Origin of the sequence: Sphingobacterium sp. 1.A.4, from assembly GCF_002734245.1 — a bacterium.
Taxonomy (GTDB): domain Bacteria; phylum Bacteroidota; class Bacteroidia; order Sphingobacteriales; family Sphingobacteriaceae; genus Sphingobacterium; species Sphingobacterium tenebrionis.
This window is the reverse complement of sequence record NZ_PEAZ01000085.1, coordinates 1-24,131: the sequence shown is the minus strand read 5'-3', so window position 1 is coordinate 24,131 and position 24,131 is coordinate 1. Positions and strand designations below refer to the sequence as shown.

The window sequence follows — 24,131 nt, the reverse complement described above, 5'->3', positions numbered from 1 at the left end:
ATATTAGCCGATACTTGGTACTGGAACGACTTCGTTTGTATCTTTTTCATAATCGATCTCATCAAAATTGAAACCGAACAATTGGAAGAAATCATTTCTGTAACCCTGAATATCAGAAATCTCTTCCAGATTTTCAGTAGTAGCTTTTTTCCATAATTCAGCAACTTCCTGTTGCACATCTTCGCGCATTTCCAGGTCATCCACACGAATTCTTCCTTTTTCGTCCAATTGAAGATCCGAATTGTTGTAAAGTCTTTCTGCGAACAAACGTTGCATCTGCTCGATCGTTCCTTCATGGATCCCTTTTTCCTTCATTACTTTGTACAACAAAGAAATGTATAATGGAACCACAGGAATAGCAGAACTTGATTGGGTTACCAAAGCTTTGTTCACTGAAACATAAGAAACCCCATTAATATCTGCTAACAACGCATTGATAGCTGGAACAGTTGCTTCTAAATTATCTTTAGCACGACCGATCGTACCGTTTCTATAGATTGGATAGGTTAATTCTGGGCCGATGTAAGAATAAGCAACGGTTTTTACACCTTCTGCCAATACTCCTGCAGCCTTCAGATCTTCTATCCAGAATTTCCAATCTTCGCCACCCATTACGGCTACGGTATTATTGATATCATCCTCCAGTTCCACCGGATTGATGGTGATATCAGAAACAACACCAGTATGGAAATCTACCGTTTTATCGGTAAATGGTTTTTCAATAGGTTTTAATACAGAGGCATGTTGCACGCCTGTTTTCGGATGCGTACGACGAGGTGAAGCCAATGAATAGACGACTAGATCCACCTGTCCAAGATCTTTCTTGATCAATTCAATGGTCTGTTGCTTGATTTCATCAGAGAAAGCATCGCCATTGATACTTTTGGCGTAAAGGCCTGCCGCTTGGGCTTCTTTTTCAAAAGCAGCGGTATTGTACCAACCTGCAGTACCTAATTTTCCTTCGGTAGCTGGTTTTTCAAAAAACACGCCAATAGTAGCTGCATCAGATCCGAACGCAGCAGAAATACGAGAAGCAATACCAAAACCGGTTGAAGCACCGATTACCAATACCTTTTTAGGGCCGTCAGCAATCTTTCCTTTTGATTTCACGTATTCGATTTGGTTTTTGATGTGTTGTGCTGCTCCATCTGGATGTGCAGTTAAACAAATAAAACCTCTAGTTCTTGGTTGTATAATCATCCTTAATTAAATTTCATTGAATAATCTTGACAAAAATAGTCAATTTTTTATCTTTTAATATAGTTCTTGTATAATAGATTGATAACTTCCTTGGAAAATTTGAGGGTCTGTCCATCATCCACCAAGTTCGGTACACAGCCATTGGTAATGACAATAAACCCAAATTTCTTTTTGGGTTCAAAGAACATATTACTGTAAAGTCCATAGGCAGAGCCGGTATGCCCTATTAAATGTTCTCCAGTAATAAGATCATCGGTTTCCAATAAGGCTAATCCATAATGCTCTTTAGCAGACAAGCCTTTCTGCATTCTTTTTGAACTTTTCGCTTTGAGGATTCTTACTTTTCCCAACTTCCCATAGTTCATGTGCATCATCATATAGGTAGACAGGTCCTTGGCGGAGATCTTAAGCCCCCCGGTTGGAGAAAATACAGGTGTGCTCACACCCATCGTATAATTCCTGATTTCTTCGGATCGCGGATTGTAGGCAGAAGGCTGCTCTTTAAAAACCCCAGTGGATTTTACATATAATTTAGCAAACCTGCTTTGGTCCAAAGAATCCACGCAGTACCCTGCCTGTAATTGCAAGGGAGCTAATACTTGCTGTTCGATGTAGTTATCAAAACGGATATTGCTGATCCTTTCTAGAACCGCCCCTACCATATTGAAATTAAGGTTACAATATTCATAGCCTTTGCCTGGCTCGTAATTATTATAGGATTTAGCCCAATTGGGGTTTTTCGTAGAATCCAGGACATCAAAAGTGAAATATCCATTGCTATCGTTCAGGCTGGAACGATGCGATAGCACCATTTCTAATGTTATTTTGGTATTCGGGAATTTAGGATTTCGCACGTTGAATCCGACCAGCTCACTGAAATCATCATTTAGACTGATTTTTCCCTGCTCCACCAATTGCATAATTGCAGTAGAACTGAAAGATTTGGAGATCGACGCGATCCGAAACAGATCTTGCGTACTCAATGCGGTTTTCTTTTCTAGGTCCTTGTAGCCATAGGCCTTTTCGAATACGGGTTTTCCATTCTTTACCACCACTATAGCTAGACCAACAGCCTCATGCTTCTGCATGATCTGTTGCAGATCTTCCTCAAACGTAGGGCTTTGTGCATAGCTTGATCCAATCATGGTAAAAACCATGAAAATCAATAAGGTATAGGTTTTAAGGATATTCATTTTTATATAGGTTTATGTTTGTTTTTATATTAAAATAAGTGCTTGTTTTAAGCCTAAGGCAATCAAGGTTCCTAACACAAAACTCAACAGTGTGCCAATCAGTACATATTCGGTGAATTTGGTATCTTTTGCATTGCTGAGGTCTCCAAATCGGAATATGGATTTGGCAGCCAAAAGAAAGCCGATGCCCTCCATGAAATCCAACAGAACGAAACATAAGATCATGACCCTTTCCAAAACCCCGATCAATTTTCCAGCCTCAAATAGGGTTTCCTTCCGTTTATTGTTGAACTCTACCTCTTGGTTCCATTTACTGATGTATACCCGAATAATGATCGGCACCACAAACAGCTGCATCATGATGGCTATGAGGTACAAAAGGATGGTATACGGATCTATTTGTCCGATGAGCGCGTTCCATTTCTCAGGATTATTGAAGAAAAACACGACAAGGATACTCCCGATATGCAGTAGCTGATCGATGATAAAGGCCAAGACCCCATGCTTAGGGAATTTTATCTCAAAACCGATCTTAGCACTATCAATGGCCAAATGTGCTGCTGTTAAAAAGAGGATGTTCTGCCAATTCCCGGTCAAATCCCAGGAGAAAAACAAGAATAATAATCCTGCATGAACAGCGATATGATAAAATAGGTATTGAATCTTAGCCGTTCTTTTTTCCACCCAAGACCTAGGTTGCAAAACAAAATCCCCAAGGATATGGGCCAGAAACATCAATAATAAACTAAGCATGTTTTCTTAATTCTTGTGTACAATATCGTATGACCTGTTGAATTTTCGCATAATTCGCCTTCCTGAGCTCTAAGCTTAATTGGCTCTGGTGTTTCCGACCTATTATTTCCAATAATTCCTGTTGGGTAGCCTCGGGGTTTTCCAATGCCGCTTTGACCGACTCCGCCATATTCACCGTCCATTGTTCGGCAATCAGACAGGCTAAGCTGGTTGTCAGGTTCAAGAAGGCATCCAAATCCTCGTTTTCGGATTTAAACAGGATACTTTCTTTCCCCAGATGATCAAATGCTTCGCCCGAATACACGAAGGCCGTGCCGGAAGCTTTTTTGATGTCGGGGTCTATATAGCTGATCTCTCCAATCCCTATCCCTAACCGAACATCCATATTTTCAAAACTTCTTAATGAAGCCTTCAAATGAAAAATAGTGGTAAACAACTGCTCTACGTCTACCTCAGCCTGGAAACTATCTCCCCGGAACACATCAAAACGCTGCGCATGGAGCCGAAGACTATGTTCTAATTCGGGCATCCACAATCCGATATCCTGGGATCTTGAATGCACTACATCTCCTGTTATGATGATTCGTTGGTTCATAATGATTGAATTTACTGTTTTATTTCCTAAATTTCCTTTATAATTTCTTTAGAATTATTTTCATCAAAAATATAACCGGAAACGATTATAAATCATATTATACCCAAATATAGTTATATTAGAATTTATAATCAAAATTAATTATAATTAAGAATATAATCAAATAACGTTATAATCAGATAAAAAAGCAATATGGCGAATTATGCAAAGAAACTAACGGCTGATAAGGATTTTAAGCTTTCCGATCATCCCACCAAATTCCAAGAGGATATCAGTTCGGATGAAGCGAAAGAAAAATTGAAGGAACTGCGCAAAAAAATAGCTGACCTGCAGGACAAGATGTATGCCGATGACCGATATAGTGTCCTGATCTGCCTTCAAGGCATGGATACGGCCGGAAAAGACTCTTTAATCAGGGAAGTCTTCAAGGCAATGAATGTGCGAGGGGTCGTGGTGGAAAGTTTCAAAACCCCTAGCGAGGAGGAACTGCAGCATGATTACCTTTGGCGACATGAAATCAAATTACCGCAGAAAGGAAAGTTCACTGTTTTTAACCGAACGCATTATGAGAATGTTTTGGTTACCAGGGTTCATCCTGAATATCTATTGAACGAACGCATACCGGGAATCACCGACCCCAAGAAATTGCCGAAGAATTTTTGGGATATGCGTTTCGAGCAGATCAACAATTTTGAGAAAAGATTGGCGGAAAACGGGATGATCATCTTCAAGTTCTTCCTGAACCTTGGTAAGGAAGAGCAGAAGAACAGGCTATTGAGCCGTTTGGAGGAAGAGGAAAAGAATTGGAAGTTCTCCCCTGGCGATTTGGAAGAAAGAGCTTTATGGGACAAATACCAAGTATGCTATGAAGACGCGATCAAAAACACCAGTAAAAAACATGCGCCATGGTATGTGATCCCTTCGGACAGCAAACCCGTAAGCCGATATCTCGTTGCGCAGATCATTTACGATGTACTATCACAGTACAAGGATATCCAATACCCGGAAATGCCGGAAGAAATGGAAGAGAACAAAAGGTTATATAAAGAACAATTGGAAGCTGAATAGCTTCCAATTAGAATATATCTTAAAAAAAACCTTTAAAAAACCACTTTAGAAAGTCCACCATCCAAGGGGATGCTGGCACCATTGAGATAAGAGGCATAATCTGAAGCCAAGAAGGTGACTAAAAAGCCATATTCGGCAGGTAATCCCAATCTTTTTGATGGAATGCTTTCCAATCGATGCTGCTTGACATCTTCCAAGGGAATTCCCTGTTGTTTGGCTTGTCCTTCCATCAGACTATGCAGGCGCTCGGTATCGAAATAGCCCGTCATAATGGAATTAACGGTTATTCCATCCTTGGCTACGGCAGCGGAAAGGGATTTGCTCCAGCTGACCAAGGCAATCCGCATACTGTTGGAAAGGACCAGGTTATCCTGTGGCTCTTTAACGGTTAGCGATGAAACATTGATGATCCGGCCGAATCCCTGCTTTCTCATATGGTGTAAGGCCAGTTCGCTGGCAATTACCGCATTCTGGAACAAGAGATCAAAAGCAACCTGATAATCCGTTTCCTTTTTCGATAGGACATTGCCCGGTTGAGGACCATTGGTATTGTTCAATAGGATATCGATAGAATGTTTTCCAAAAAAGTCCTTTAACACGGCTTTATGTTTTTCCAAATCATTAAAATCCGTAAGCACATAGCCATGCTGTTGCCCTTTGGCATCATCCAATTCCGCAACTACGGCCTTAAGCTTCTCTTCATTTCTCGCCATAACGAACACCTCAGCTCCTGCCGAAGCTAATTGCAATGCTATCCCTTTTCCAATACCATCCGAACCGCCTCCTACTAAGGCCTTTTTTCCACTTAGATCTATTAACATGTATACATTTTATTTTTCGTCATTCTTCGGATAGCCTTCTTCATCAAGGTCATCTCTATAATCTTCAGGATTTCGGGATAGGGCCTCATCTTCCTTAGAAACGCGTATAGCGCGATCGTCCGTGATCCGCATATTATTATCCTCCAGCTCTTCTTGCTGCAAATCTTCCCGATCGGCATATTCCTCTCCTACATAAGGGTTCGAATTATCAAAGGTAGAATCATCATCCTGCGCTCCTTCACTGATCGTATCGTAATCCATTGGATGATCCCAATCTGGATCTTCATCATTCACATCCAATTCAAAACTATCTTCTTCTTCATTATAGGCCAGATCCTGCGGATCGGTAGGTCCCTGCTCATCGATTTCTTCTGTGCCCTCATCCAAGATTTCCTGTCCTTGTTCTAGGTTTTCCGCTTCGTTTTCCAGGTTTTCTTCTAGATTCTTTTTGTTGTTTTTCGAATTTTCCATGATCAATAAATTAAATATACACTTTTCTTAATAACCCCCAAAAAGCCTTAAAAGTTTGCCTAAATGCCTGAATTATGCCTGATTATATATAGGATATTAAAGAATTAACGTTATATTTACATATAACAATTATAAACTTTCTACTATGCAAACTAAAACTGAATACCTTATTTGGGACAAGATTGTCTGTAGTGCAAAAAGTCGTTTTGACGCTGAACTCTATGCCAATAAGTTCAAGGATATGGCTCCGGAATTATTCGATAAATTGATATTGCATATCATTGTTGGCTTTGCATCTGGGGAAGATCACGATAGTATAGCTATTAATTTACACAATGAAATTGAGCATTTGGGCATTGAAGTCCGTGAAGGCGTGGTCGATGCGATTGTTTCCGACAAACATGTGCTCTTCTCATCAGAAATCTACGCGGCCTACCTCACTTTCTCCATGTTGGAAGATGGGAACAACGAAGCAGAAGTGCTTGGCTATGTGACCGACCTTTTGGAGCATCCACAGTTATATTAGGGTGATTTATTTCCAATATTTGCATATCTTTGCAACATATGGAAACCGTTGTTAGTGGTATTAGAAGTACCGGAAAATTACACCTAGGAAACTATTATGGAGCATTGCGCAATTTCGTTAAAATGCAGAACGAATACAATTGCTTCTTTTTTATAGCCGACCTTCATTCGTTAACTACACACCCTACCCCACAGGACCTAACCAGTACTGTGCGCCAAGTGGTTGTTGAATATTTAGCTGCCGGATTGGATCCTGAAAAATCCACCATCTATGTACAATCTGATGTGCCTGAGGTAGCTGAATTATATTTATACATGAACATGAACGCTTACCTGGGCGAACTGGAGCGTTCTACCGCTTTCAAGGACAAGGTAAGAGCAAACCCAAATAATGTCAATGCAGGTCTATTGACTTATCCTGTTTTGATGGCTTGTGATATTTTGATCCACCATGCGACCAAAGTACCGGTTGGTAAAGATCAGGAACAGCATCTGGAGATGACACGTACTTTCGGTAACCGTTTCAACCGTTTGTATAATGTAGATTATTTCCAAGAGTCCTTTGCCTTTACCTATTCCGACAAACTGATCAAGATCCCTGGATTGAGTGGTCAGGGAAAAATGGGAAAATCCAATGGTGATGCCGATTGTATCTACCTTTCCGATCCTGCGGAGACAATCCGTAAAAAGATCATGCGTGCAGTGACGGATGCTGGACCTACCGGTTTGAACCAGGAAAAACCAGAAGCGGTTCAGAATCTATTCGATTTAATGAAAGTGGTCTCTACACCGGATACCTTGGCCCATTTTGATGGTCTGTACAACAATTGCGAAATCCGATATGGTGATTTCAAAAAACAATTGGCAGAGGATATGGTATTGGCAACCAATGAGGTGAGAACACGTATCGAGGAAATCGATAAGGATGATGCCTATATTGCGAAAGTACTTAAATTGGGTGCAGATAAGGCACAGGCTAGTGCGCAAAAAACATTGAAAGAGGTAAGAGAAATCATTGGTCTTAAAAAACTATATTAATCAGATATGCATATAGCCATTGTTGGAAATATTGGTGCCGGAAAGACAACTTTAACCGAACGTCTTGCCAAACACCTCAACTTTGAACCCCAATTTGAAGCCGTAGATAACAACCCATATCTGGAAGATTTCTACAGCGATATGAAACGTTGGGCCTTTAACCTACAGATATTTTTTCTGAACAGCCGTTTCCGTCATATTGTTGATCTGCAGAATCGCGGGATCAATATGATCCAAGACCGTACGATCTATGAAGATGCTTACATCTTTGCAGAGAACTTGTACGATATGGGATTGATGAGTGAACGGGATTTTGAGAATTATAGCGATATTTTCCAAAGTATCATCCATTATATCAAACCACCGGATTTATTGATTTATTTGAAGGCATCGGTGCCTACATTGGTGAATAATATTCAGAAACGTGGAAGAGATTATGAATCGGGGATAAGATTGGATTACCTTTCCAAATTGAACGAGAAGTATGAAAAATGGATCGGGAATTATAAGGATGGGAAATTGTTGATCTTGGACAAGGATAATTTGGATTTCGCGAATAACTCGGAGGATTTAGGAATTATTATTCAAAAGATTGAAACGGAGTTATTTGGCTTGTTTTAAGGAGTACGTTATTGCGAAAACAGGTCATAGCGAAAGCACGTCATTGTGAAAACACGTCATTGCGAACAACAGTAATTGTGAAAACACGTCATTGCGAGGAGGTACGACGAAGCAATCTTTGGACTTTGTCATCCTTAGCAGCGTCTTTGTCATCCTGAGCAGCGTCGAAGGATCTGTACGGGTACCAAATGTAGATGCTTCGACTTCGCTCAGCATGACAAGACTAAAGATTGCTTCGTTCCTCGCAATGACGTATAGCTTCTCGCAATGACGATAAGATTGCTTCGTTCCTCGCAATGACGTATAGCTTCTCGCAATGACGATAAGATTGCTTCGTTCCTCGCAATGACGTAAAAACAAAAAAATCATGAAAGTAATAGGTATCATCCCAGCACGTTACGAATCAACCCGCTTCCCTGGCAAGCCTTTAATAGACATTGCCGGAATGACCATGATCCAACGTGTCTATAACCAAGCTAAAAACGCATCCTCCCTACACGAAGTCATCGTCGCGACCGACGACCAACGAATCTTCGACCACGTACAAAGCTTTGCAGGAAATGTCATGATGACCAGCAACACCCATCAATCAGGAACTGATCGATGCGCTGAAATCATTAAAAAAACAGCTGGTTTCGATGTTGCCATTAACATCCAAGGCGATGAACCTTTCATAGATCCCAACCAGATCGACCTTCTTGTATCCTGCTTCCAACAGGATGACACCCAGATTGCCACATTAATAAGAAAAATTGAACAGCTCGAAGACCTCCAAAACTTCAATAAACCAAAGGTGGTTATCAATAAGCACCAGGAAGCTATCTATTTTTCCCGTCAACCCATTCCCTATTTCCGGGGAAAAGAAATGAAAGATTGGTTGAACCAGATGGATTATTACAACCATATCGGTATCTACGGCTATCGCAGCGAAATCCTACAAGATTTAACAGCACTACCCCTTTCTTCCCTAGAATCAGCAGAATCCTTAGAACAACTACGATGGATCGAAAATGGGTACAAAATAAAAACGGCTATTTCTAGCCATTTAAATGAATCTATTGATACCCCTGAAGATCTTCAGGTAATCCTTAAAAAATATTTTAGTTAACAGGTTTTAAATGATCCGATTAGCTGGATTAACTGATTAGAACAAATACCTTCCCCTATCTTCTATGCTCCGCATATTTGATTTCCGGAAGCAAGGCCATAATCTGATCATAATCCGATAGCCTTAGCTTCTCCATTTCCTCCATGGCTTTTCCCAGCTCCTGAGCTTGGGCTTTCGTACGAATTCCCACCACCGAACAAAGAACCGGTTGATGTAATAGTGGATATTTCAAGGCCAGCGCCATAGCTGATACATTCAATTCCTTTGCCGTTTCCTCCACCGCTTTCTGAATCTTCAACACCTGATGCACCGGAATACTGAGGTATTTCTGCGCAGGTTTGTTCAACATCAATCCCTGAGCAACCGTCCCTCTAGCAAAAACAGAAATCCCTTCTTCCTTGAGCTTCGAAAAATATTCCTCTGGCCTCCTATCCAACAGACTGTATTGCATCATGTTGGAAACAATCTGGCTCTTCTCCGCATATTTCAGAAAGACGTTTGGCCGAATGGAGGAAATTCCATATTCCTTTATTTTTCCTTGCTCCTTCAACAGCTCAAAAGCCTCTATAATCTCATCAAATGGATCATCCAAAGTTCCACCATGCAGTTGATAAAGATCGAGGTAATCCGTTTTCAAGCGGCCAAGGCTTTCCTCCACAGCCGAAAGAATATGTCTCTTAGAAGGAACCCAATCCCAACCGGAACCATCCGATCGCCATTTGTTACCAACTTTAGATGCCAACACCCAATCCTGACGTTTTCCTTGCAGCAACCTTCCGATCAGCTCCTCATTCTTTCCCTTATCATAAAGGTCCGAGGTATCCAGGTAATTGATCCCGTAGCTCGAGGCTAGTTCTAAAATCCGATCATTGGTCGATTCATGCCCCTGCATAAAGGACATTGCTCCCAATCCGATTTCAGAAACCTGAAGATTTCCCTTATAAAGCTTGTTTAACTTCATTCAATGGCTCCTTTCTCACTTCCAACAATTCTACTTCAAAAATTAAGGTACTATAGGCAGGAATCGGACCAGAAGCTCTTTCGCCATACCCGAATTGGTAAGGGATAAAAAACTTATACTTCGATCCGGCTTTCATTAATGGAACGCCTCTTTTCCAGCCTTCAATCATATCTTCCAATTGGATAGTGATCGGTTCGCCCCTATCATAGGAACTATCAAAAGAGGTTCCATCAATTAAAGATCCTTTATAATGAATCACAACCGTATCGGTTAATGTCGGCTGTAATCCCTTTCCTTCGGTAATCACTTGGTATTGTATACCATCTGCTGTTTCCTTAACCCCTGCCACTTTCTTATTCTGCAACAAAAAATCAGCACCTGCTTTTTTTAGTTTTGCCTGTTTTTCTTCAGAAACACGTTGCATGCCTTTCTGGATGACCTCTTCTTTTTGTGTATCATCGAATAGCATTTTCTTGCCATCCAACACATCTTTAAAAGCGTTGGTCAAAATCTGCGAATTCACGGGAAGATCCATCCTCTTCAGATATCCCGCCAAATCCTGCCCTAAGGCATAGGCTAAGGAATCGTTGGCCGTTTTTAAGGTCTGCGCTTGGGATAAACTCATCCCCGCCAATAAAAATATACTGATTAAAAATGTTTTCATTAGGTATGATTGTGTAAATTATGATTTACGATTGAATAAATTAAGATTTATGATTGTTTAATATGTTTTCAACGATTGCATCGGTACAGTCCGGATAATCCACCTTTACTTTTGATTTGGCATTCAACCAAGATTCAATTTCCAGTTCCGATTTCTTTTTCAAACTTTTAATTACCGGAACGCCAATCTCTTCCAAAGAGGCTGCATTCAGATGCTGCTCGTATTGGTTTTTCATCGGAATCACCAGTAATTTTTTCTGAAGATACAATGCTTCTGCTGGAGTTTCAAATCCTGCACCACATAAAATCCCCGAAGCAGTCGCCATGGACTTCACAAAAGCATCACTGTTGATGGGGTTGATGGTCACATTCTTTAATTGAAATGGCTTTTTGTTATGCTTGGAATAGACTTCCCATTTCACATCTGGAAAACGGGATAGATGCTTTAATAAATGGGCATCGTCGTACGATGGTAAATAGACCGTATAATGACCATTGTCTACTGCGTCCAATTCGCGTACAGAATTACGAATAACCGGTGTAAATATATGCTGCGCATAACTTTTGAAATGGAACCCATAGGAATGCGTAGATGGAGCATAATTCTTCATGATGAACTTGCCTAGCATATCCGTTTCTTCTGGTTTAGGACTCGCCGGATCAAAAGCTCCAATCTGATGGCTCAAACCAATACAAGGTTTCTCCTTAAAATAACATGCCCATGCGGAGATCGGTTCAAAATCATTGATCACGAGATCATATTGCTCCACTGGCACCGAATTGACCTCCTTTACAAACTTCCGGACAGTAGAACTCATAAACGTACGCCATAGGTCTACCCCCCCGCTTTTACCAAATATGAAACTCAGGCCATGGTACCGGTATTTCACTTCAAATGGCAGAATAATATCGGCTTGAATCCCGCTGACCAGTACATCTACTTCAGCATGTTTTCGAAGGGATGGAATAATATCTATCGCTCGGCATAAGTGCCCATTTCCAGTTCCTTGAACAGCATATAATATCTTCATCGAAATATTTTGGAACCCCAAATTAACAATATTCAATGAATAAGTAAACGTTTAAATATTAACATTCAATGAATTATTTCTTTAATTTAACCTAAACATTTGTTATTCAACATGAAACCCCTTTTCATTAGCCTTTTTATTTTATTCTTATTTTCCGATAAACCAAAGTGGGGATTTTTTGCGCATAGATTAATTAATGAAAATGCAGTCTATACCCTTCCCCATCCGTTAAATTCCTTTTTCAAAAGCCATATTTATCGCATAACATCCTCCGCCATTAATGCGGACAAAAGGGTGTATATCGATAAAGCAGAAGGGAAAAGACATTTTATTGATTTGGATCGATGGCAGCCTAATGATGTTTCATTTGAACTTAATGTGGATTCTTTATACTATAATGAAGATTCATTAGACCAATCCTTGGATACCTTGATGGTTCCCTGGTATAAATTAAAGGCTAGACAGGATCGTTTTAATTTCCTCCAACATGGCATGATCCCTTGGCAGATCGAAATCTCCTATCAGAACCTGGTCTATGCATTTCAGGAAAAAAACACCAAAAACATTATTAAACATGCTGCAGATCTTGGGCATTACATAGCCGATGCACATGTTCCCTTGCATACCAGCAGCAATTATAATGGACAGTTCAGTAATCAATTAGGTATTCATGCCCTTTGGGAATCGCGACTTCCAGAGCATTTTTTTGAACATTATAACATTATGGTAGGTACGGCAAGTTATATAGATCATGTTCCATCTTTTGCATGGCAAACCATTAAGGAAAGCCATGCTCGTTTGGACTCTGTGTTGCTGTTGGAAAAAACTACGGCAGATAGACTACCTGATCTCCATCACAAATCCTTTCAAGCAAGAGGCAACAGTATTCTTCACACTTATTCCAATGCCTATTTAGATTTATACCATGAATTATTGGAAGGCATGGTGGAACGGAGGATGCAGAAATCCATCCATGCAGTAGGTTCGTTATGGTGGAGTGCTTGGATTGATGCTGGCCAACCTGACCTACCTATTCAAACGAAGAAAGACAAAACAGAAAGCTTCAATTAAAAATATTTCGATACCTTTGGCAAATTTATTTTATATGAAATACGCCTCCAAGCTATTACTAATCTTAAGTTCAGTACCAACCCTATTATTAGCGCAGCAATCCCAAACGGACAGCACCCAATTACAGGAAGTTCATATTCAAGGCAATAGACTTCAGATACCGGTCAATCAATCGAGCCGAAACATACAGATCATTAGTCAGAAAGAGATACAATCCTTGCCCAGTACCAGTATTAACGAAGTTCTTCGTTATGCAGCTGGAGTGGATATCAGGCAACGTGGACCCTTCGGCACCCAGGCTGATGTTGGGATCGATGGTGGTAGTTTTGATCAGACCATTTTATTGGTCAACGGAATCAAGTTCTCCGATCCACAAACTGGTCATCATATGTTGAATATTCCGGTTCCATTGGAAGCTATCGAACGTATAGAGATCCTTCGTGGTCCTGCCTCTCGAATATTCGGAATTAACGGACTGACAGGAGCAATTAATATCGTTACGAAAAAGGCGGATAGCCATAGCGTCTTTGCCCATACCTATGCGGGTTCTTCCTTTGAAAACCGTGAAGAGGAAGGAAAGAAAGGGATATATTGGGGAAAAGGTATTCAGCTAGGTGGAACAATTTCTACCGAAAAACAACAACATCAGCTTTACCTGACCAAGGAAAATTCTAATGGACAACGTTATAATACGGCTTCTGATAATGAAAAAATCTTCTATCAGAATCAATTCCAGTTCAATGATCGAAATGCCCTTCAAATGATGGCTGGATATATTAATAATGAATTTGGTGCCAATGGCTATTATGCAGCGCCAGGTGATAAGGAATCGGAGGAACATGTGGAAACCGTTCATTATAGTTTGGCTTCTACGCATCAACTTGGAAATAAGTGGTTTATCAGTCCTAGGTTTAGCCATCGCTATAATGAAGATGATTACCGTTATTACCGAAACGACTTGAGCAAAGGTCGGTCTAAGCATTATACCCATACCCTTTCAGGGGAGTTGAACGCAAGTTATAAAAGTGCTTATGGTGATCTTGGGCTAGGTTTGGAAACCCGCCAGGAGAAAATCAGCAGTTCGAATATCGGGAAGCATGAACGTGTGAATTTTGGGGCATATACGGAATTTAGGACAAGTCATATTAAGAATTTCTTAATCAATTTGGGGGCTTATGTTAATTATAATTCAGATTATGATTGGCAGGTTTTTCCAGGGATTGATGTGAGCTATTTGATCGGTAATTATTGGCAGATTGCCGCAAGTACAGGGTCGAGCCAACGAATACCAACCTTTACGGATCTTTATCTTAACCAAAGGCCAGCGAATATTGGAAATCCTGAACTGGTTTCTGAAAATGCATGGCAGCATGATCTGACGCTGAAATTTAATAAGGATAGGATTGCTGCCAAAGCGGGTTATTTTTATCGGGATATTGATAATTTTATTGATTGGACGAGAGAAAGTACCGCTGTACCTTATCAGGCGATGAATTTAGGGAAAAACCAGGTGCATGGGGTTTTGGTAAATTTTAGTTTCTTGCAGCCTTTTGGAGGTGATCAATCCTTGAGATTTCAGGTGGATTATAATTATTTAGATCCTTCTATTATTAATAAGACTGAGAATAAGATATTAAAATACGGGATTAAAAGTTTGAAACATCAGTTAGTTGGAACGTTGAGTTATGAGGTTAAGGAATGGTCGTTTACTACAGCAAATAGGTATTTGGAACGAATTTCTGGAACGCCTTATTTTGTTTCTGATTTTAGGGTTGGGTATCAAAGAAATAATTTTAGAGTGTATGGGGATGTTCAGAATATTTTTGATGAGGAGTATCTGGAAATTGAAGCTGTGCCGTTATTGGGTAGATGGGTTACTTTGGGGGTACAGTATAATTTGAAGTTTAGATAGTTTTGTCCTACGTCATCGTGCGGAAGTTTCCCCGTCATTGCGCCACCTGCGTCATTGCGAGGAGGCACGACGAAGCAATCTTTCTCCTTGTGTCATCCTGATAAGCCTTTAAGTGTCATCCTGAGCAGCCTTTCAGTGTCATCCTGAGCAGCGTCGAAGGATCTATACGGGTACCATATGTAGATGCTTCGACTTCGCTCAGCATGACATGAGTAAAGATTGCTTCGTTCCTCGCAATGACGCGCCCACCTACCTCCAACGCCGCATACCTACCTCCAACGCCGCATACCTACACCCCACACCCCACACACCTACTTCCAATGCCCTCCATACCTCCTCCCAACAAAAAAAAGCTCAATTCCTACGAATTGAGCTTTTTATAAATCTTATATTCTTTACAAGATTACAATTGTTTATCTAATTTCTCAGCAAGAACAGATTTTGGAACTGCTCCAACTTGTTTGTCTACAATCTCACCGTTTTTAAAATATAATAACGCTGGGATATTACGGATACCGTAACGAACAGAAATATCTGGGTTGTTATCCACGTTAACTTTTCCAACTACTGCTTTACCTTCGTATTCTGTAGCAATTTCGTCAACCAATGGACCTACCATACGACATGGACCACACCATTCTGCCCAAAAATCAATTAAAACTGGTTTATCTGATTTTAATACAACTTCATCAAAGTTGCTGTCTGTAATTTCTAATGCCATACTTTTATGCTTATTTGATTTATCAATAGTATTTATACAAATATAATCATTCCCAACCTTATGCTATAGGTTTCCACTTAATAAAATTTCTATAGCTTATCAATTTAATCTATAATTCACCCCTTCTAACTCCTCTAAACCATCCAAAAACTCATTCGTAATAAAAATCTTACGCTTTTTCACCGGCATCTCAATCGTCAGTTCATCCTGCATATCCATGATTTTGAACTTCAATTGACAATTCGCCTCCTGCCCTTCAATGTGGCAACAATTTATCAAACGTTCCAATTCTGTAATAAATTCCGAATCCAGTTTGTGCAATGGAAATTGAATGGTAAAAGTTTTCGCCATCTTTTCCCGAAGATCCGAAAGCAATTGGATGTTCTTCAATTCAAATCCCCAGTTTCCTACCTGCTTAAATCTTTCCTGCACCAGTCCACGGATCTGCACAAAATATCCTTCCTGTAGATATCCCTTGAATTTCACATAATCTTCACCAAAGACCATGATCTCATACGAATCCGAATAATCCTCAATAACAAAAGATCCGAAAGGTTTTCCAGATTTCGCCACACGATGATTCGCCGATTGGATAATCCCACCAACAACCACTTCCTTGTTCTTGATCCTATTGAACTCCAAAGCTACCTCCGGCTCCACCTCCGAAGCTTTCATTTTATTGATCATCTGCAATTCACTCACCTTATTCGCACAGAAATGCTTGATCTCAAATTTATAGTTATCCAATGGATGGCTGGTCAGGTAGATCCCGATCACATCCTTTTCATATTTCAACTTCTCGATCAAGCCCCAAGCAGTAGCCGGAGAAAAAGTAGGTTCTGGTAATTCCACCGATCCGCCAGACCCAAAAAGACTGGCCTGCGCCGAGTTTTCATTCTCCTTGAATTTATGTGCAAATTTAATCGCCTTCTCAATTCCGGTACTGTTATCCGTATCCGAACTAAAGTATTGCGCCCGGTGGGTATCTTTAAAGGAATCAAATCCACCTGCATAGGCTAAACTCTCAAAGGCTTTTTTATTGATCATCCGCAGATCCACCCTTTTCGCCAGATCAAACAGCGATTTATAAGGTCCAGAACTTCTACTCTCTACGATGGTCTCCACTGCTCCTGCACCAACCCCTTTCACAGCGCCCATCCCGAATCGAATAGCTCCCTCCTCGTTTACCGTAAATTTATAATGCGATTCATTCACATCCGGACCCAATACCACCAAGCCCATCCTTCTACATTCTTCCATGAAGAAAGTGACCTGCTTGATGTCGTTCATGTTGTTGGAAAGCACCGCAGCCATATATTCAGCCGGATAATGTGCTTTTAAATAAGCGGTCTGATAGGCAATCCATGCATAACAGGTCGAGTGCGACTTGTTGAAGGCATAACTCGCAAAAGCTTCCCAGTCGGTCCAGATCTTCTCCAATACCTTTGCATTGTGCCCATTGGCTTCCGCCTGCGACACAAACTTAGGCTTCATTTTATCCAATACCGCCTTTTGTTTCTTACCCATCGCCTTACGCAATACGTCGGCATCACCTTTAGAGAATCCTGCCAACTTCTGCGAAAGAAGCATTACCTGCTCCTGGTAAACCGTAATCCCATACGTTTCGCTCAGGTATTCCTCACATGCATCCAGGTCATAGGCAATTGGTTCAATTCCATGCTTCCTTTTAACGAAGGAAGGAATGTATTCCATCGGTCCCGGACGGTACAGGGCGTTCATGGCAATCAAATCCGCAAATACCGTAGGTTTCAGCTCCTTCATGTATTTCTGCATCCCCGGAGACTCATACTGGAAGATACCGATGGTTTCTCCACGTTGGAAAAGCTCATAGGTCTTTTCGTCGTCAATCGGGAAATGATCCGGATCCAGCTCAATATCGTGGCGTAATTTAACGTTGGTGACCGTATCTTTAATCAAGGTCAGGGTTTTCAACCCCAAAAAGTCCATCTTCAATAAGCCGGCGCTTTCCACCACCGAGTTATCAAATTGGGTAACATACAGATCGGAGTCCTTCGCCAAGGATACCGGAACAAAATTCGTAATATCATCTGGCGTAATAATAACTCCACAGGCATGAATCCCCGTATTACGCATGGATCCTTCCAAAACACGCGCTTGTTTGATGGTTTCCGCCTCAAGACCAGCCCCATCAGCCAAATTCTTCAACTTATTGACCGCTTCCAATTCTTCTGAACGTAAAGCCTCCTTTAAGGCTTTATCCTCCATATTGAAAATCTTGCTCAGTTTGAGGTTGGGGATCAATTTGGCAATCTCATTGGCATCTGCCAAAGGCAGATCCAACACCCTTGCTGTATCCTTAATGGATGATTTGGCCGCCATGGTACCATAAGTAATGATCTGGGCCACTTGTGAAGCGCCGTATTTATCGATTACATACTGCATAACACGACCACGCCCCTCATCATCAAAATCGATATCGATATCCGGCATGGATACCCGGTCAGGATTCAAGAAACGCTCAAATAGTAGATCATATTTGATGGGGTCGATATTCGTAATTCCTAAACAATAAGCAACGGCAGAACCCGCTGCCGATCCACGACCTGGCCCCACAGAAACGCCCATATCTCGAGCCGCAGCAATGAAATCCTGTACGATCAAGAAATAACCTGGATATCCGGTTTTCTCGATGGTCGCCAATTCAAAATCCAAACGCTCGCGGATATCATCCGTAATTTCCTCATATCGCTTTTCTGCCCCTTTATAGGTTAAATGGGCAAGGAATGCATTTTCACCTCTTTTTCCGCCATCCACATCATCTTCTGCATGTTGAAATTCCTCCGGAATCTCAAACTTCGGTAACAGTACATCCCGATTAAGTGAATACGTATCGATCTTATCCAAAATCTCCTGGATATTGATGATGGCATCGGGCAGATCGGTAAAGGACTTTTTCATTTCCTCCGCCGATTTGAAATAATATTCCTGGTTCGGCATGCCGAATCGGAAACCTCTACCCCTACCTTTAGGCGTAGATAGTTTCTCCCCATCCTTTACACATAAAAGGATATCATGGGCATGCGCATCCGTTTTATTGACATAATAGGTATTGTTGGTAGCAACCATTTTTACCTGGTGCCTTTTAGCCAGTTCGATCAATGTAGCATTCACACGGTTCTCATCTTCCTGACCATGGCGCATGATCTCTATATACAGATCCTCGCCAAATAATTCCTTCCACCAGATCAAGGCTTCTTCAGCTTGGCTTTCACCAATATTCAAAACCTTACTAGGTACCTCACCATTCAGGTTACCGGTTAAAACGATCAGATGTTCTTTGTATCGTTCCACAACAGATTTATCAATCCGAGGCACATAATAGAAACCCTCAGTATAGGCAATAGATGCCATCTTGGCCATGTTATGATAGCCTTCTTTATTTTTGGCCAGAAAAACTACCTGGTAACCGTTATCCTTGCGGGATTTATCTTTCCGGTCATCACAGATATAAAACTCACAACCCACGATCGGTTTGATCGCTTGATCCGTAAAGTCCTCGCCTTTTGCCAAGGCTTCTTCCCTTTTTACTTCCAGGTCTTTATTATAACCCAACACTTTACTTACAAAGTGAAAGGCTCCCATCATATTCCCGTGATCGGTCATGGCTACAGCTGGCATTTTTTGCTTTGCTGCCGCCTGCACCAAACCATCAATGGAAATGGTAGACTGAAGGACAGAAAATTGGGTATGGTTATGTAAATGGGCAAAACTTGCCTCTTGAAATCGTTTTAATGTTTCCGGATCGATGGTAACCGAAGCAATACCCGACTTTTCGCGAGCACGGATATCGTCCGATGCTGCTTTTAGATTGATATGCTTTAATCCTACTGATTCAACAACAGCAGGATGTTCTCTTTTGAACTCTACAAAATATCCAGTATCAACCTGTAGATCCGATACTGTATACACCTCGCGACGCACCAATTCGAAAAAACAACGGGTTGTTGCTTCCACGTCGGCGGTTGCATTATGCGCTTCCGCAAATGGAACACCAAATAAATAACTGTGTAGTTCGGTAAGTGTAGGTAATTTGAACTTACCACCACGTCCTCCTGGTAATTTCAATAGATCGGCAGTCACTTCTGTACAGGTATCCAAGATCCGCATCTTTCCCATGGGACTTTCCACTTGGTACCTATAAAACTCAGCGCCCATGATGTTCAGGTCAAATCCGATGTTCTGACCTACTATAAATTTTGCTTTTGAAAGGGCTTCATTGAATTTTAATAAGACTTCCTGCAAAGGAACTCCTTCCTGCGTTGCCAATTCCGTGGAGATACCGTGTATTTTCTCCGAATCATAAGGGATATTAAAGCCATCCGGTTTAATCAGATAATCTTGATGCTCTACCAACCTACCCATTTCATCGTGCAATTGCCAAGCAATCTGAATACAACGCGGCCAATTATCAGTATCTGTAATTGGTGCATCCCAACGCTTCGGCAATCCCGTCGTCTCCGTATCAAAAATTATATACATAGTTTTCCCTCTGAACTAACAAAAATACTTAATAATTCCTTAAGATTGGAGCCAAATCTGTCAGAAGAATTCAAGATAGCCAACCTTTATTGCTTTAATCTATTATTTCAGATTGTGACCAGATTATCCATTAAAGAAAGAGCTCAATTGATAACCAATTGAGCTCTTTTTTCTTAAGTGAAATTTCTTATTTCAAAATCACCACCTCTACCCGTCTGTTTTTCTGACGGCCATCGGGTGTCTTATTATCTGCAATAGGTTTGGTAAGCCCTAAACCTCTAGTAGCTATTCTAGACTCTGCAATTCCGGCATCTACTAAAAATGTCTTAACAGAAGCTGCTCTTTTATCCGATAACCAAAGGTTATAATTTGCTTCTCCGGTGGCATCAGTATGTCCATCCACACGGATCTTAGCTTTTGCCTGATCCGTTTTCAACACCTTCACCAATTTGCTCAATTCTTTTTTAGCCGCCTCCGATAAATAAGATGAATTTGTACTGAACAATAAATCGGAAGATAAAGAGACCATTATCCCTTCATTGGTTTCGGTTGCCGTTTCAAATTCACGTTTTACATTTTTCAATCCATCGTTGGTACCATCTTTGGAAACAACGGCTCCTGGATTTACCACCATGGATTGTTGTTTACAAGAGAACAGCGTAACACTAGCTAAAATGATCAAAAACAAAAAGTTTATTCGCTTCATATTTTTTGTAGATTATTAATTTCGTAAATATAAGTTTTCCTCGTTAAATTTTATTTTTTAAATATTCTTTGCTCCGCAGATTGAATCTCTGGAATCCCTTGGTAAAGCTTCCAGATCAATCCTGTTCTGGCATTTTCCAACATGACCGCCACATGGGCTTGGTTCGACGCCAAATATTCATCGGAAACATCATCGTTCTTCAGATCCATCCATGACCGAAAGCCATATTCCGAGAATAGGGTCTCCCCGTAAAGTGTATACAAAGCATTTAATGAACGTTTTGCTTTAACAGGATCCAAAAATATGCTCGCTATCGATATAGCAGGATTGATCCGGTAATTACCCACCGCATCAAAATGCTGATAGAAACCCCAGATATCTGAATTGGTAGTCCCCACACCTATTTCATTGTCCCTACGTTTAACCAATAGCGCATATTTCCCTACAATATCCTTCAAATCATATGCTCCAACTTTAGCTAGGTTAGGATTTATACTGGTAAATGGTCTGTACATTTCCAGGAGACTCGAATTTATTGGCCCAAACGGGACATCTAGACCATACATGGAAGTATCCTTCAGGCCTGATACTTTGATCAAGGTATCCACCAGCACTGGCTTGTCCACTATTTCCAAATCCATATCCGTTTTAGCCAAACTATCTTTGCTTAAAGAATCCTGAATTCCCTTGGCATTATCCAATGGACTTGCAGGCACAACCCGTTTATAGGAATAGGCCAAGGAATTTGAAAATGCCTGATTAGGAAGACTATGTTTCTTGGAAGCCGTTGCCAGCATATAGGTATTCAAACCAACTCCCAATCCCGTTAAAGGTGCATGTGGAAGATTCCCTTCCACCATATCCAAAGAAGATCTTAATATAAGTGGATCTGTACTCAATGCAGCAGCTCGCCAATCTACCCTATCCCATAATTTTGTGATGGCTGTCCGCAATTCGGCTTCTTCTGCGGCATCGCCCTTGAGGTACTGCCTTACAATCAATAAAGCCTCAATAATGGATGTGGTAGCTACCACATCGTATTTTGCCTGTCCATCCAGGTATTCCGGCAATCCTTTTCTTCCATCGAAAAACGCCGGATAAAATCCTTTATTATTCTGTGCCTTATCCAAGAATTGAACAATTTTCTTGGTTCTGTTGATGAACATGGACTTCGATAGAAATCCCTTCTCTACGCCCACCATTAAACTCAATAAGGCACCACCGGTTTCTTTTACAGAAACAGGAGCTTTATCCTTCAATCGGAATGGTGTATACATCCCGGAATTCACATCATAGTTCTCAATGAAATAATTGATATGAGCCAATTGAACCAAATCCAAAAACTGGTTCTCGTTCAGTGCTTTCGGTTCCACCTCCTTTACATCCGAGAATGGCGATTCGCGGTAATTATAATCTACCCAAGCGATTTTATAATAATATTTTTTATCCAATGTGGGCACATAATCCAGATACCTCAACATATACGTTGGTCGAATAGCTACGGGGGTGAACTCCTTATTATCCAGCGATCGGTAAATCTTCACATACCTGATACTTGGTGTCAATGGCACCTGCCATTGTAATTCTACATGTTTACCGTGAGGATTGACCTTAGATAGCACTGCTGCAGAAGTCAAGGGAGCCGTTGAATAATTGGCCGGTAGGAATTCAATCTGATCAAGGAACAATTGATGGGTAGCAGGACTGCTTTGCTGCTGCCTGAAAATGACCCCTGAAATGATCTTATCAATATTTAGTCCGGCAAAATCCTTAACCGGAATCTTAACATTCAACCAGGCATTATTCGTATAATCTTCAATATAATCGCCTAAGGGTAGACTTATAGATTGATTGGGTCCTTGTTGGATGGAAATAGATGGCAACTGCTTCTGTGAGGTTTCCGAAGAACCGACAAATAATTTCAGATTCAAAACATCTTCCGCTGATACCCGGTAATGGAATTTCTGACGACTGTATCGAATCAGTACATTCCAATCGCCAGCTTCCGAAGAGATATACCGCAAGGACAATGCATTTCCTGGTGTAAAATAGAGGGAATCAGAAACCAGGAGGTTCCGATGTACATTCTCTACCCAGCTTTGTCCGGAATAATCCACATAACTTCTAGCATAGCTTCCTTTCACCAAACTATTATCGAAAACTACTTCTGTATAGGATTCGGCTTTGGATTTGGTAAGAAAACAACATAAAATCAAAAAGAAAAAGAGTCTAAGTTGCATATTAAACTATTATGATACGAAAATAGAGAAAATTCGTGCCAAAAGCCACTTTTTTGGGTTATTTAAGGCTTCGTGATAAAATTATTACGCAGATATAAAGCACATTGCAATTTTTTGGTAAGAATAATTTTTCAAGTATCAACATTCTCTCTATATTTGCAACACTTCAAGCGAAAGTAGCTCAGTTGGTAGAGCACAACCTTGCCAAGGTTGGGGTCGCGAGTTCGAATCTCGTCTTTCGCTCAGTTGCCTAGGTGGTGGAACTGGTAGACACGCAGGACTTAAAATCCTGTTCCTGTTAAAGGAGTGCGGGTTCGATTCCCGCCCTAGGTACGGAAAAAAAGCTCGTCGGTTGACGAGCTTTTTTAGTATAAAGTAGTGAGTATTTAGTATTTAGACCTATGGCGCATCAATCATTGCTGGTATCATGCGTCATTGCGAGGAGGCACGACGAAGCAATCTTCACATAATTACCCAGCGACGATGAAATCAACAAACCTTAATCGCCCATTTTTCCATTCAAACTTCCATAAATAGGTATATTCTGTGATCATATAGTTAGGATAAACTAACTCGCTATATTCTGAACCCCCTTGATTAGCATACTTAATATGGATCATACCGAAAGTTTGGGGGGTAAAGATTTTTAAGCATATAATTTCATCACTCTGTACAGGAAGAATGTTGTGTCCCTTACGCCACGAAAGACACTCCTAAAAGCTTTGAGTTTTGCATTGAAAGATTCTGCCGAGGCATTGGTGCTTCTGTTATCGAAGTAGTGTAGTATATATTGGTGATGTGCTGCAATGGATCTTGCCACGCTCTCAAAGGAAGCAATGCCCGCATTCTCAACCTGATTGTGCCACAGACCTAGCTTTGTAAAAGCTATCTTTTTGTCCCTGCATTTGTTGA

Annotated in this window: 21 protein-coding genes and 2 tRNA genes; 9 read left to right on the top strand and 14 right to left on the bottom strand. The window is 40.8% G+C overall.

The features are described from left to right. Positions 1-3: 3 nt before the first annotated feature. From fabV to CRJ00_RS14305, 4 genes are read right to left on the bottom strand one after another with little or no spacing between them, the layout of a single operon-like run. Positions 4-1,200 (bottom strand): enoyl-ACP reductase FabV, encoded by a 1,197-nt coding sequence (gene fabV / locus CRJ00_RS14320; RefSeq protein ID WP_099367443.1) that lies wholly within the window; start codon positions 1,198-1,200, stop codon positions 4-6. Between the two features lie 47 nt (positions 1,201-1,247). After that, positions 1,248-2,393 (bottom strand): serine hydrolase domain-containing protein, encoded by a 1,146-nt coding sequence (locus tag CRJ00_RS14315; protein WP_099367442.1) that lies wholly within the window; start codon positions 2,391-2,393, stop codon positions 1,248-1,250. Between the two features lie 24 nt (positions 2,394-2,417). Continuing rightward, a complete protein-coding gene (locus tag CRJ00_RS14310) occupies positions 2,418-3,146 on the bottom strand; it encodes a DUF3307 domain-containing protein (protein ID WP_099367441.1) in 729 nt (242 codons plus the stop codon). After that, on the bottom strand, positions 3,139-3,741 hold the full coding sequence (locus tag CRJ00_RS14305; RefSeq protein ID WP_099367440.1) for a SatD family protein: 603 nt from the start codon (positions 3,739-3,741) through the stop codon (positions 3,139-3,141). Before CRJ00_RS14305 ends, CRJ00_RS14310 begins: the two co-directional genes overlap by 8 nt. Before the next feature lie 192 nt (positions 3,742-3,933). Between CRJ00_RS14305 and CRJ00_RS14300 the strand changes: the two genes are divergently transcribed. Next, the gene (locus tag CRJ00_RS14300; RefSeq protein WP_099367439.1) at positions 3,934-4,809 is read left to right on the top strand and encodes a PPK2 family polyphosphate kinase; all 876 of its coding nucleotides are present in this window, start codon (positions 3,934-3,936) and stop codon (positions 4,807-4,809) included. A gap of 32 nt (positions 4,810-4,841) precedes the next feature. Here CRJ00_RS14300 and CRJ00_RS14295 read toward each other — a convergent pair whose 3' ends face one another. Further along, the gene (locus CRJ00_RS14295; RefSeq protein WP_099367438.1) at positions 4,842-5,630 is read right to left on the bottom strand and encodes an SDR family NAD(P)-dependent oxidoreductase; all 789 of its coding nucleotides are present in this window, start codon (positions 5,628-5,630) and stop codon (positions 4,842-4,844) included. Positions 5,631-5,639: 9 nt separating this feature from the next. Next, a complete protein-coding gene (locus tag CRJ00_RS14290) occupies positions 5,640-6,101 on the bottom strand; it encodes a hypothetical protein (RefSeq protein ID WP_245153284.1) in 462 nt (153 codons plus the stop codon). A 145-nt stretch (positions 6,102-6,246) separates the two neighbouring features. Here CRJ00_RS14290 and CRJ00_RS14285 point away from each other — a divergent pair, with 145 nt between their 5' ends. From CRJ00_RS14285 to kdsB, 4 genes are all read left to right on the top strand, one after another. After that, complete coding sequence (locus CRJ00_RS14285; RefSeq protein WP_099367437.1) at positions 6,247-6,627, top strand: hypothetical protein; 381 nt, start codon at positions 6,247-6,249, stop codon at positions 6,625-6,627. A gap of 38 nt (positions 6,628-6,665) precedes the next feature. Next, entirely contained in the window at positions 6,666-7,664 is a 999-nt protein-coding gene (gene trpS / locus CRJ00_RS14280) for a tryptophan--tRNA ligase (RefSeq protein WP_099367436.1), read from the top strand. Positions 7,665-7,670: 6 nt separating this feature from the next. Next, positions 7,671-8,285 carry a deoxynucleoside kinase gene (locus tag CRJ00_RS14275; RefSeq protein ID WP_099367435.1) on the top strand — a complete coding sequence of 205 codons (615 nt, stop codon included), beginning with the start codon at positions 7,671-7,673 and terminating at the stop codon, positions 8,283-8,285. Between the two features lie 367 nt (positions 8,286-8,652). Then, the gene (gene kdsB, locus CRJ00_RS14270) at positions 8,653-9,393 is read left to right on the top strand and encodes a 3-deoxy-manno-octulosonate cytidylyltransferase (RefSeq protein WP_099367434.1); all 741 of its coding nucleotides are present in this window, start codon (positions 8,653-8,655) and stop codon (positions 9,391-9,393) included. Between the two features lie 55 nt (positions 9,394-9,448). On the opposite strand, the gene CRJ00_RS14265 is transcribed toward kdsB, so the two are convergent. The 3 genes from CRJ00_RS14265 to CRJ00_RS14255 are packed head-to-tail and all read right to left on the bottom strand — an operon-like array spanning position 9,449 to position 12,048. Next, positions 9,449-10,354: an aldo/keto reductase gene (locus CRJ00_RS14265; RefSeq protein WP_099367433.1), complete on the bottom strand. Its 906-nt coding sequence runs from the start codon at positions 10,352-10,354 to the stop codon at positions 9,449-9,451. Beyond that, a complete protein-coding gene (locus CRJ00_RS14260; protein WP_257213799.1) occupies positions 10,332-11,018 on the bottom strand; it encodes an FKBP-type peptidyl-prolyl cis-trans isomerase in 687 nt (228 codons plus the stop codon). The genes CRJ00_RS14265 and CRJ00_RS14260 overlap by 23 nt, the downstream gene beginning before the upstream one ends. 40 nt (positions 11,019-11,058) lie before the next feature. Beyond that, positions 11,059-12,048, bottom strand: a complete 990-nt coding sequence (locus CRJ00_RS14255) for a glycosyltransferase family protein (protein ID WP_099367432.1) — start codon at positions 12,046-12,048, stop codon at positions 11,059-11,061. 111 nt (positions 12,049-12,159) lie between these two features. On the opposite strand from CRJ00_RS14255, the gene CRJ00_RS14250 reads away from it, so the two are divergent. Both CRJ00_RS14250 and CRJ00_RS14245 read left to right on the top strand, forming a co-directional pair. Continuing rightward, a complete protein-coding gene (locus tag CRJ00_RS14250; RefSeq protein WP_099367431.1) occupies positions 12,160-13,119 on the top strand; it encodes a zinc dependent phospholipase C family protein in 960 nt (319 codons plus the stop codon). A gap of 16 nt (positions 13,120-13,135) precedes the next feature. Further along, the gene (locus CRJ00_RS14245; protein WP_257213798.1) at positions 13,136-15,031 is read left to right on the top strand and encodes a TonB-dependent receptor plug domain-containing protein; all 1,896 of its coding nucleotides are present in this window, start codon (positions 13,136-13,138) and stop codon (positions 15,029-15,031) included. Between the two features lie 403 nt (positions 15,032-15,434). Here CRJ00_RS14245 and trxA read toward each other — a convergent pair whose 3' ends face one another. The 4 genes from trxA to CRJ00_RS14225 all read right to left on the bottom strand — a co-directional run bounded on the left by trxA (position 15,435) and on the right by CRJ00_RS14225 (position 23,219). Continuing rightward, complete coding sequence (trxA, locus tag CRJ00_RS14240; protein ID WP_099367430.1) at positions 15,435-15,752, bottom strand: thioredoxin; 318 nt, start codon at positions 15,750-15,752, stop codon at positions 15,435-15,437. A 99-nt stretch (positions 15,753-15,851) separates the two neighbouring features. Continuing rightward, the gene (gene dnaE / locus CRJ00_RS14235) at positions 15,852-20,273 is read right to left on the bottom strand and encodes a DNA polymerase III subunit alpha (RefSeq protein WP_099367429.1); all 4,422 of its coding nucleotides are present in this window, start codon (positions 20,271-20,273) and stop codon (positions 15,852-15,854) included. A gap of 187 nt (positions 20,274-20,460) precedes the next feature. Continuing rightward, positions 20,461-20,979 (bottom strand): OmpA family protein, encoded by a 519-nt coding sequence (locus tag CRJ00_RS14230; RefSeq protein ID WP_099367428.1) that lies wholly within the window; start codon positions 20,977-20,979, stop codon positions 20,461-20,463. A gap of 50 nt (positions 20,980-21,029) precedes the next feature. Continuing rightward, positions 21,030-23,219: a glucoamylase family protein gene (locus tag CRJ00_RS14225; RefSeq protein WP_099367427.1), complete on the bottom strand. Its 2,190-nt coding sequence runs from the start codon at positions 23,217-23,219 to the stop codon at positions 21,030-21,032. A 170-nt stretch (positions 23,220-23,389) separates the two neighbouring features. Between CRJ00_RS14225 and CRJ00_RS14220 the strand changes: the two genes are divergently transcribed. Together CRJ00_RS14220 and CRJ00_RS14215 are read left to right on the top strand one after the other, a co-directional pair. Further along, positions 23,390-23,462, top strand: a tRNA-Gly gene (locus CRJ00_RS14220). A gap of 5 nt (positions 23,463-23,467) precedes the next feature. After that, positions 23,468-23,552, top strand: a tRNA-Leu gene (locus CRJ00_RS14215). Between the two features lie 313 nt (positions 23,553-23,865). On the opposite strand, the gene CRJ00_RS14210 is transcribed toward CRJ00_RS14215, so the two are convergent. Further along, a partial coding sequence (locus CRJ00_RS14210; RefSeq protein ID WP_144038068.1) for a transposase occupies positions 23,866-24,131 on the bottom strand: 266 nt, incomplete at its 5' end.